This window comes from Amycolatopsis sp. CA-126428, assembly GCF_002904335.1.
In the GTDB taxonomy this organism is placed as follows: Bacteria; Actinomycetota; Actinomycetes; order Mycobacteriales; family Pseudonocardiaceae; genus Amycolatopsis.
In genome coordinates this window covers 1-9859 of sequence record NZ_PPHF01000179.1, presented here as the reverse complement: position 1 = coordinate 9859, position 9859 = coordinate 1, and the positions used below count along the sequence as shown (strand labels likewise).

General features: G+C 65.3%; 12 protein-coding genes. 3 read left to right on the top strand and 9 right to left on the bottom strand.

Annotated features, from left to right (window positions below; all coding sequences use genetic code 11):
• Positions 1 to 192 precede the first annotated feature (192 nt).
• The 6 genes from cyaB to C2L58_RS45875 all read right to left on the bottom strand — a co-directional run bounded on the left by cyaB (position 193) and on the right by C2L58_RS45875 (position 5302).
• Positions 193 to 747 (bottom strand): class IV adenylate cyclase, encoded by a 555-nt coding sequence (cyaB, locus tag C2L58_RS45900; protein WP_158264257.1) that lies wholly within the window; start codon positions 745 to 747, stop codon positions 193 to 195.
• Positions 748 to 751: 4 nt separating this feature from the next.
• Positions 752 to 1801: an aldo/keto reductase gene (locus tag C2L58_RS45895; RefSeq protein ID WP_103343900.1), complete on the bottom strand. Its 1050-nt coding sequence runs from the start codon at positions 1799 to 1801 to the stop codon at positions 752 to 754.
• A 19-nt stretch (positions 1802 to 1820) separates the two neighbouring features.
• Positions 1821 to 3965 carry a B12-binding domain-containing radical SAM protein gene (locus C2L58_RS45890; RefSeq protein WP_233226308.1) on the bottom strand — a complete coding sequence of 715 codons (2145 nt, stop codon included), beginning with the start codon at positions 3963 to 3965 and terminating at the stop codon, positions 1821 to 1823.
• Positions 3966 to 4092: 127 nt separating this feature from the next.
• Positions 4093 to 4425, bottom strand: a complete 333-nt coding sequence (locus tag C2L58_RS45885; RefSeq protein WP_103343899.1) for a hypothetical protein — start codon at positions 4423 to 4425, stop codon at positions 4093 to 4095.
• Positions 4418 to 4747, bottom strand: a complete 330-nt coding sequence (locus C2L58_RS45880) for a hypothetical protein (protein ID WP_146073828.1) — start codon at positions 4745 to 4747, stop codon at positions 4418 to 4420. The genes C2L58_RS45885 and C2L58_RS45880 overlap by 8 nt, the downstream gene beginning before the upstream one ends.
• A 15-nt stretch (positions 4748 to 4762) precedes the next feature.
• Positions 4763 to 5302, bottom strand: a complete 540-nt coding sequence (locus C2L58_RS45875; RefSeq protein ID WP_103343897.1) for a DUF4254 domain-containing protein — start codon at positions 5300 to 5302, stop codon at positions 4763 to 4765.
• A 180-nt stretch (positions 5303 to 5482) separates the two neighbouring features.
• Here C2L58_RS45875 and C2L58_RS45870 point away from each other — a divergent pair, with 180 nt between their 5' ends.
• Both C2L58_RS45870 and C2L58_RS45865 read left to right on the top strand, forming a co-directional pair.
• Complete coding sequence (locus tag C2L58_RS45870) at positions 5483 to 6820, top strand: helix-turn-helix transcriptional regulator (RefSeq protein WP_103343904.1); 1338 nt, start codon at positions 5483 to 5485, stop codon at positions 6818 to 6820.
• 16 nt (positions 6821 to 6836) lie between these two features.
• Positions 6837 to 7202 carry a hypothetical protein gene (locus C2L58_RS45865; RefSeq protein ID WP_103343896.1) on the top strand — a complete coding sequence of 122 codons (366 nt, stop codon included), beginning with the start codon at positions 6837 to 6839 and terminating at the stop codon, positions 7200 to 7202.
• Positions 7203 to 7371: 169 nt separating this feature from the next.
• Here C2L58_RS45865 and C2L58_RS45860 read toward each other — a convergent pair whose 3' ends face one another.
• From C2L58_RS45860 to C2L58_RS45850, 3 genes are read right to left on the bottom strand one after another with little or no spacing between them, the layout of a single operon-like run.
• Entirely contained in the window at positions 7372 to 8181 is an 810-nt protein-coding gene (locus tag C2L58_RS45860) for a helix-turn-helix domain-containing protein (protein WP_103343895.1), read from the bottom strand.
• Positions 8171 to 8680, bottom strand: a complete 510-nt coding sequence (locus C2L58_RS45855) for a DUF6879 family protein (RefSeq protein ID WP_199191751.1) — start codon at positions 8678 to 8680, stop codon at positions 8171 to 8173. The genes C2L58_RS45860 and C2L58_RS45855 overlap by 11 nt, the downstream gene beginning before the upstream one ends.
• On the bottom strand, positions 8670 to 8906 hold the full coding sequence (locus C2L58_RS45850) for a hypothetical protein (protein ID WP_233226306.1): 237 nt from the start codon (positions 8904 to 8906) through the stop codon (positions 8670 to 8672). Before C2L58_RS45850 ends, C2L58_RS45855 begins: the two co-directional genes overlap by 11 nt.
• Before the next feature lie 467 nt (positions 8907 to 9373).
• Here C2L58_RS45850 and C2L58_RS49065 point away from each other — a divergent pair, with 467 nt between their 5' ends.
• Entirely contained in the window at positions 9374 to 9811 is a 438-nt protein-coding gene (locus C2L58_RS49065; RefSeq protein ID WP_146073827.1) for a hypothetical protein, read from the top strand.
• Positions 9812 to 9859 lie beyond the last annotated feature (48 nt).

The window sequence follows — 9859 nt, the reverse complement described above, 5'->3', positions numbered from 1 at the left end:
TCCTACTCCTCGGCGCAGCCCTCACCTGTCACAAGAAGCTCCGCAAACTCACCACATGAGACAAGCTCTTAGCGACATTTTCCCTGCATGAGCAGGGGTGACCCAGTTAAATCTAAGGGTTGAGTAAGAATTCCCGCACTAGCGGGAGACGAGGGCGCTCACACGAGCGCCCTCGTCGCATTTCCGCGCTTGTCAGTGGTCGCGGCCGAGGATGATGTGGGGGTAGCCGCGGTTGACGGTGTCGCCCAGTTCGACGCCCAGGGATTTGATGAAGTCTTGCAGGCGGGTGGTGGCGTCGGCGACGTTGTCGGCTTCGCCTTTGAATTCGAATTCGACGAAGTCGCCGGCGTGCTCGACGTGGTCGAACACGACCTCGACGTCGGCGAGGCGCCATTCTTCGCGGGTTTTGTCGACGGTCACCAGCGGTGTGAACCCGAGGGCCTGGAACATGCGGCGGATGGCTTCGGGGTCTTCGATGCGGGTTTCGTATTCGTCGGCGTGTGTTTTGGTGATGGAGTCGATGGGGTGCCATACCTTGAAGTTCACCGATGAGCCGCGTTCCTCGGTGCGGATACGCAGCCATTCCGAGATCGCTTCCGGGGCGAGGAAGTCGCGGTGCGGCGCGTTGTAGTAGGCGTCGATCTGGCGGGTTGGCTCCGCCGGTTTCGCGCCGAGCTCCTCCAGTTTGGTTTTGAGTGCGGCCGGGTCGGGCAGGGCGTACTTCTTCTCGACTTCGATGTACTGCACGGGGTCATGCCTTCCTGTTGGCGGGTGTGGGGTGGAGCGCGGCGCGGATCTCGGTGAACTCTTCGGGTGTGAGCGGGTCTCCTGCGGCGGTGAGCGTGGTGTGGATTTGGTCAGCATTGCGGAACCCGACGAGCACGGGCGCGTCGGGGGCATGGTGGAGGGCGTAGCCGAGGGCGATGCGGGCGAGGTCGGCGGGGCGGTTGCCGAACCGTGCCCGGATGGGTGACAGGCGTTGCCGCAGCAGCTCCAGGGCGGCCGGGTGGAACTCGGGGTCGCGGGAGCGGTGATCGGCCGCGCTGAACGGTGGCAGGGCGCCGGCGTGGGGTTTGAGGAGGAGCCCTTGGCCGAGGGCTTGTTTGATCACCACACCGACACCGTGCCGGCGTGCGAGGGCGAAGACGTCGGTGTCGGTGTCGGCGTAGAGGGGGCTGAGGAGGTTGTAGCGGGCGGTGATGACGTCGGGGCGGATGGTGTGGAACAGGTGCAGGAACCGCGCCGTCTGCGCTGCGTGGGGGTGGTCGCTGTCGGCCCAGTGTTCGGCGAATACGTGTGGGGCGCGCATCCCGACCGTGCGGATCAGTCCTTCGCGGCGTAGCTCGGTCATGGTCTCCACGACGCCGGGCAGGTACTGGTCATCGGGGCCGAAGTCTGTGCTGTGGAGGTAGTAGATGTCGAGGTAGTCGGTGCCGAGGTTGTCCAGGGTGGTGGCGAGCTGCCGCCGCATCTGCGCGGGCTGGTAGGCGTGGCGGGCGGTGCCGGCGAAGTAGCCGACCTTGCTTGCTACGTGCACCGCGGTTCGGTCGATGAGGCGCAGCAGCCGGCCCAGGAGCCGTTCGGATTGGCCGAGGCCGTACACGTCGGCGGTGTCGTAGAGGGTGACGCCGCGTTCGTGGGCGTGGAGGAGGCCGGCGTAGGCGGCGTCGGTGTCGACGTGGTCCCAGCCGATGGGTACACCGTTGTTGGTTGCGGGGCCGCCGATGGTCCAGCAGCCGGCGCCGACCGCGGACACCTCGGCTCCGAGGCCGGACAGGAACCGGCGCGGCAGAGTCTGCATGGTGGAGCGTCCTTTCTGTTCAGGTTCCGCAGGGGTCGGCGGTGTTGATCAGCCGCCACGTGGTGATGCCGGCCCAGGTGCGGTGTTCGCGGCGCAGCAGCTGCCGGTGCTCGGGTGACAGGCTGCCTTCTACGTGGGTGATGGTGTTTGCCACGTCGGCGCGGAGCTGCCGGAGGAGGTCGTCGGCCAACGCGGCGCACCGACGTTCCAGGCCGGGGCGGTCCTCGGTGCCGATGTCGGTGTGGTCGAGGTGGTCGATCATGCCGCCCAGCAGCCGGTAGGCGCCCTGTTTGAGGACGCGGCGCAGCACCCGCACCACCTGGTAGGGGTGGCCGTCGATGATCTTCTCCAACGATTTCAGCGTGTAGTCGAGCGCGAAGTTGCGGTCCACCCACAGCTGCGCCCACCGGGCGATCACGCCGATGCGCCAGTCGGCATACGCGGCTTCCACGCGCCCCATGGACGGATCGGGGGCACCGGCCAGGCCCGCGGCCTCCACTTGGCGGGTGTAGGCCGCGCCGATCAGGCATTCCATCCCGACGAGCATGTAGCTGATGGCGGTGTAGAACGGCTGACCGGTGGCGTGTTCGGCAACCCAGGTCTCATCGCGGACACCGTCCACGATCTCCTCCACGCTCAACCCGGGTTGCGGCCGGATGAGGAGATCGGTGCGGCCTTGGAAGGCGTAGGTGTCGCGGAGTTCGGCTTCGGTCATGAGGTGGTCGAAGGTGATGTAGGTGAACCGCGGCGGCACCCCGAGCGCGGTGAGGGTGCGGATGGCGAGGGCGTTTTGGGTGCCGGTGGTTTCCTTGTTGAACCGTTCCAGGATGGAGGTAACGCCGGACTCGACGCCGAACAGGCAGCGCCGCAAGCCCCGCTCGACGAGGCCGCGCCACATGTGCGCCCGTTCCAGGTGCCAGTCGCGGCTTGAGTCCAGGCGCACTACCTGATCGACCCGGCAGGAGGTTTCCCAGGAGAAGCCGGCTGCTGTGAGCGTGTCGGCGACGGAGAGGGCGCGGCTGACGGCGGTGTCGCCGCGGCCGATGAACTCCTCATCCACCAGATACAGCGTGCGGGAGATCTGCGGGTGCTGGTCGAAGATCGCTGCCATCTCGCGCAAGATCCATGGCAGCGCTTCGGGTGTGGCTCCGGCCCACTGTCCTTTGTGGCCGCGCGGGCAGAAGGAACAGAAGTTGGTGCAGCCGCGGGAGGTTTCCAGCTGGGCCACGCCCTTGTGTTCGAACGTGGTGCGCAACAGGTCGAGTTCAGGCCACATGTCGGTCTGTACCCGGTTCGCCACGGTGGCGGTGCGCCGCGGCCCGATGCTCACCGTGCCGTGTCCGCGGGCGGCGCCGAGGTAGCCGATACCGCGGACGTGTTGCACGGCCATGTCGTCGTGCCAATGTGCGAGGGCGTCGGCGATGGTCGGTTCGCCGGCTCCCCGCCCAATCAACAGCTTCGGGTAGCGCTCCAACAAAAGTCGCTCGTTGCGGGCGGTCAGTGACCCGCCGGCGATGACCAGCGCCGGCGCATCGGTGGCGTACACGGCGTCCAGGAGCCGGGTGGCGAGGTCGTGTTGGCCGAACGTGATGGACACCCCCAGCACGTCCACCTGTCCGGAGGTGGCGCGGGCGGTGATGTCGTCGAGGGTCGCGCCCAGTTGCATGTCGAGCAGGTCGACGTGCCCGAGCAAGGTGGAGCGGGCCGCGCGGGCGAGGTCGGAGACGGCGAGCGGAAACCGGGGCAACGGGAAGTTCTCCGGGTGATACAGCGACGCCAGCAACACCCGAGGACGCATCAGCCGATGCTTGCCTTCGGCGGTGATGGCCGCAGACGACAGCCAACTATCAGGCGCGGCAACATCAATGTGACCGGTTGCCCACTGTGGCCAGACCCGCGAGGAGTGAGGCTGTCCGGACAGGTCCGCGACCGTCCACGAGCCGCCCGCCTCGTTCTCGATCAGCACCAGGCGCCGGTCGAGCGTGCCCGTGACCACGACAACACGGCCGGCGGGCAGGTAGTCGGTGAGCGCGGAGTGGACGGCGGCCGGTTCTGCCAGCGGCACCGACCACAGCGGCGCACCTACCGCGGGGGCGGTTCCGGTGGCGTAGGCGACGGCGTGTAGCAGGCGGTCGCGGGCGGATAAGACCAGGTCGTGTATCACGGGCGTGCCTCCACGAGAGCAGGGTTGATCGCCGGACGCCGCATCTCGGCGACCGCTCGAGCTGGTGCTGGGATGAATCGGGGCGGGGAACGCGCCGGGTCGGGGGTCACGGCGCGTTCCCCGCGGCTTAGGGGCCTGCTGCCGGCTGGTCGGCCAGGGCGTGCCGGCCGGTTCCCGGTGCAGGCGACACGTCGTCAGTGATCAGGTAGCGATGGGCTACGGTCCACACCGAGCACGGGAACGCCGCCGGTCGACGCCACCGGCAGCAGCGCGGACAGCGGCCTCGCTGGTCGGGTTCATGCAGCTCCAGCAGCGCCCGCCACGCCTGCGACAGTCGGGTGATTTCGGTGTCGGCGAGCGCGGCCCGTGACCGAAGGTCCCCATCCGCCACGAGTCGGCCGAGGTAGTCCAGGCGCTCATAGATGGCGTCACGCAGTGTCACCGTCAGTACCTCATCCACGCGAGGGCTCCTGACCGTCGAACCACGCCTGACCGCCGGCGCCCCGTTCGGCGGGCCGCGGTGTGGGTGAGGGCGGCGGTTTGGGTGGCCACAAAATCGGGTGCAGGTCCGCCGGCACCAGCTCGGCAAGCCGCAGGCCGGCCGTCATCACCTGCTGGGCAGCATTGTGGAACCCGCCGCACGGCCACGGCTCGGCCGAACACATCGGGCACACCCGCGGCTGCCCGGCCTCCGGTAGGTGCGCCGACAGGTCGTTGATCGCCTCCGCTGCCTGCCCGGCGGGGCTGTCTGCGGCCACGATGACCGCCACAATGTCGCGCACCTGCCCCACCGCCCTTTACGCCGCGGCCGGGCTGGTCGACATCTGATGCTGCGGCAGCCGCCGCCGACCCGACACCAGGTCGGCGACGAGGTCGTCGTAGCCCACCGTCAGCTCTCCGAGCTGCCGGAACGCCTCACCGACACGCCGGCGGGCTGCTGCGCGGCCGTCATGGGCCGCCAGCAGGTGCCACCGCACCCACCCCGCCGCAAGCCGGTTGACCAGCTCCCCGAGAGTCTCGGTGTGCACCGCCGCCGTACGGGGCCGCGGCAACACGACAGCCGACCACTGGTCGATCTGGTCCACCAGCCCCGCACACGCGCTATCGGCGGCATTGACAGCGCGGGCAGCAGCGGCCACCACGTGATCGTCGGCGGCCCGGTCACAGGTCACCCGATGCGCCTGCGCTCGCACCCGATGCTGCGCCGCCAGACCCACCGCCGCCACCAGCAGCGGGTGAGGATCGTCCGGCGCGACGTTGAACGCACGCACCACCAGCGCCGCTCGCGGCACATGATCAACACCCAGTGCCGGTATTACTGCTTTCGTGCTGGTCATCGCCGGTGTCTCCGATACTGTGTGAGTGCGTCCCTACCTGCACACAACCAGCCAATGGAGACATAACCTAGACGCAGTAACGGGGCATAGATGAGGCATCGGTGAAGCATCGGCGCCTCTGAACAGGGCAAACACCACGCCCACGAGCGGCGATTTCGATAGGCGACAGGAAGGGTTGTGATGGCACCACGGCAACGCCTGGCCAAGCGCCGCGAAACCCTCGGCTACACCCAACACTCCCTCGCTAAGCGGCTGCGTGTAGAACGATCCACCGTTGTGCGTTGGGAGGCCGGCAGCTGCGCCCCGCAACCATGGGTGCGTCGCCAGCTCGCCGCAGCGCTGGAGATCTCCCCCGAGACACTCGACGACCTGCTCGCCGACGCACACCGCTCCGCCGCCGCCGAGACGGTGACTGGATCAGACCCGATCGGGGTAGCTCACCTGCACAGCCCCTTCCCGATGGCCCCCGCCCTTGGCTCGGAGATCGACGACATGAAACGCCGTGAACTGCTCCGCCTGTTCAGCATGGCCGGGGCGATGGTGGCCGTCCCGCCGCTGGGCGACACCCTTGACATAGATCGGCTCGCCTACGCCACCGACTGGCCCGGCCGGCTCGATGACGCCACCCTCGACGAGTACGGCAAACTCAACGCGCACCTGTGGCGGGTGTTCGCGCTGTCGACGTCCAAAGCCGAAACGCTGCCGATGGTGCGCCGCCAGCTCGATGTGCTCACCGGCTCACTCCAGCACGCGGACGCCCACGCCTACAGCAGGCTGTGTGTGCTGGCCGGGGACCTGTTCCAGCTCGCCGGTGAAATCTTCTTCGACGGCAACGCCTACACCGACGCCGCGCACTGCTACACCCTCGCCGCATCCGCCAGCAAACAGGCGCAGGCATTCGACCTGTGGGCCTGCGCCCTGACCCGGCACGCGTTCGTCGCCGTCTATGACCGCCAACACGCCCAGGCCGCGCCCATGCTCAACCTCGCCGCCACCCTCGCCGACAAGGGCGACCCGTCGCTGTCGACCCGCTACTGGGTCGCTGCGGTGCAGGCAGAAACCTACGCCGGCCTCGGTGACCTCACCCGCTGCCAACAAGCTCTTGACCAGGCCGAACAGGTCCAAAACCTGACAGGGCAGATCCACACCAGCGGCTGGCTGCGCTTCGACGGCTCCCGCCTGGCGGAGGAACGCGGCACCTGCTATGTCACCCTGGGCCGCCCCGACCTCGCCGAAGCCGCCCTCACCGACGCACTCGGTCACGACCTGTCCCACCGGCGCCGCGCCAGCGTCCTCACCGACCTAGCGATACTCGGGGCGCAACGCCGCGACGCCGACCAAGTCCTCACCTACGCCGGCGCCGCCGTCGACGCCGGCCACCGCACCGGCTCCGGCGTCATCAGCCGCAAACTCCGCAGCCTGCAACCCCACCTCGCCCCGCTCATGGGCAGCTCGAAGGTGCAGCAACTCGACGCCCACATCAACGCCCTCACCGGGCACGCAACGGTCGACAACTAGAGGAGGAAACATCACAGTGCAGGTCGAACGAGGGCGCATCTTCCGCGAGGCATGGATTGCAGGCGTAAACAAGCACTACCCCGGCGAACCCAAACCCAGCTACATCACGCCATGGGAAGACACCCCCGACTGGGAACGCGACGCCGCCACCGCCGTCTATGACCAAGTCCGCGGCTTCATCGACGCCACCGGCGGCGCCACCACCAAACTCACCGCCGAACAGAAAGGCCGCTTCGTCGCCATCTGCTGGATCGGCCAAATCTTCAAACACTTCCCCGACCCCAAACCGGCCTACGTCGCCGACTGGAACGACCTGCCCGAGTGGCAACAGGCCACCGATATCGGCATTTTCGAACACATCGAAAACACCACCGCTCAATAGGAAAAAGTCCGACGACTCCGCCGCCAACACCGATGCGTGAGGCCCGCAGGTAACGGGACACCTGCGGGCCTCAACTTATCCACGACGCACTCAGCTAGCGGCCCCGCCGCCGGCAGCTCAAGGCGGCTACGGCGTCCTACATGTCTTATAGACGTGCTTCGGACCGGCCCTAGTGTGCGTAGAGAGCGGCTATAAGGTTGCGGGTCTCGTGCTCGGTGTGGGACACCGACAGGAAGTAGTTGAACAGTTCACGATGGAACGTGATATCTGACTGCTCTGTGAGGGTGACCATCCCGCTGAACAGTTCTGCGGTGACGAGCCGGTCGTCATAGACCGTGAACGTGTTCATCGGCCCCTCTAGGACTCTTTCTGATTCGTCTACGAGGCGGATGGTGACGTTCGGGCGGTGTGAGATTTCAATGAGCCTTTGCCACTGCGTGGCCATACCTGCCCTGCCCAGCAGCGGCAATCGGAGCGCTGCTGGCATCAGCAGGAACACGAACTCTGTCGTCGTATTCAGCGCTTGTTGGCGCGAAATCTTGTCACGAACGATCGTCTCAGCACCTCCCGCCAGGGGTAAAGCGCCGGTTACTGCGCCTAGGGCATACTCCGGAGTCTGCAGCAAACCTGTGAGCATTGCTGGCAGAAAAAACCGAATGCTGGAAGAGGACCGCTCGATCACCCGCAGATCGCGCTGCTCGTGTCGCCAACCCACCTCGCTAGAGAATCGAACCGGCCTATACGCAGGAGTCGTGCGGGTAGCCAGCTCCCGCGCCGACGCCGCGGCATCAGGATCAGCTTCCATCATGCGGGTCAACACGTCGACGTCCGCCGGCGACGGCCGGCACTTCCCAGACTCGATACGGACAATTTTGGTTTGACTCACAAACGACAACGCGGCGAGCTCCCGCGTCGACAACCCCGAGTCTTTCCTAAGCTGCCTCAATAGCTCGGCGAGGCGCTCACTATCAGTAGTCATACTCGCTAAACGGCACCGAGTTTGCGATAGCTAGCTGCATGTATTGCTCATATTTCCGTAGCTCAGCCGGGTCAGCAACGAGTTTCCGGCCAATCTGTGTGCCATCCTCCCGATATAGCATCCGCACGACCTTGTCGTCGAGTAACCAGAAATCTTCACTCGGCAACCCGGGATTCGACACTCTCGATAGATCGAGAATCCGCACATCGTGACCTACGGGAATCGTCGGCTTGTAGCCCACCTCGAATTGGTAGCGAAGATAGTCACTGTGTGGGGGTCCTGGAATGACGCGGACGCGGCCGAAATGGATACCCTCCTCCACCGACAGCCGGATGTCATCCAGCCATTCCTCGTCTGGCGGAATTTCCTCCCCCCGGCGCCACCGAGCGAACTCTTCTTCCTCTTCCGCCATTGTGTAGACCGGCTGCGCCTCTAAGCGCCACGCCCGAAACTGCAAGTTATCCCATGATTCATCCCAGGCCTCACCCTCAAGCCACATCGGCCGCCGCCTCCAAAATATATTTCACCAGGCTGACGGGAATCTCCACTATGTCCTCACCAGAAGGAATAGCGCGGCCGAGAGCGGCAGTTATGTTGTCCCCCTGGATCGCCAGCGTGCCATGATCGGTCACGTACACCGTTGGGCAATCGCGCTTGTTGCAGTCATCACCGCCACCGCCGGGACACTCCCCGCCAATTCTCGTCAACGTCACAACTGGATCCATAACACCCTCCTTCAGGTCACCAGATTCAAACACAGTGATTCACGCATTTGCATCGGTCTAGCGAGTCAATAGCGTGAATCAGGCTCGATATTGCGCAGCGCCGGGTTTTAGCCTTCCGTCATGACCGAGGCAAGGCAGCGAATTAATCGCACGAAATCTGAGCACACGTTCCGGAATATCAACGCAACGCTCATATGCCGGCTATGTGACTCGGCCTGGCCATGTGTCCCCTGGGAAGCTGCCGACACCGAGCAGCGGCTCCTCGCCCTGCAATCTCAATCTCCCTCGCTTCTGCGTGATTGATCCGTTAGTCGCGAGGGCGGCGGCCGGCCCAGCCGGGCCAACCACTGGAAACGAGTGCTCCCTTGTGGGGGTCTCGGCCGGCCGCCATCCAAAACGTAACAAGCAGAGATAAATTTCAGGATCTTCGTGCCAGCAACGGCACATTAAGTGCAGGATGTGCAGTCATGGGACTAAAGGACATGTTCGATCGGGTAACAAACCGCATCACGCAGGACCAATGGAAAACCATCAACTACTCCAACGATGAAGTCATGTTGCAAGACCTCGGGGTTAAGGCCGACAACATTCGCCGTGCCGCCGCATACGGGCCGGAAGCCATCGACGACGCCCTAGCTGCGTTTAATACTGCAGCTGACCACGCGTCGAAGAACGTCAGTCACCGGCAAGTCAACGGAGCCATTAACAATTACCGCCGAAACGTCCAGAACATGGCCCAGGACGCGAAAGTCTCGACATGGATACCCGACCCCCGCACCGGATACACCACCTACACGCCAGACCCCGGCGGCCCCTACGCTCACTCGCAGCACACCGCCACCACGGGCCTAGACGCATTGATGACCCAGATGAACAAACACCTAAGAGCTTGTCTCATGTGGTGAGTTTGCGGAGCTTCTTGTGACAGGTGAGGGCTGCGCCGAGGAGTAGGA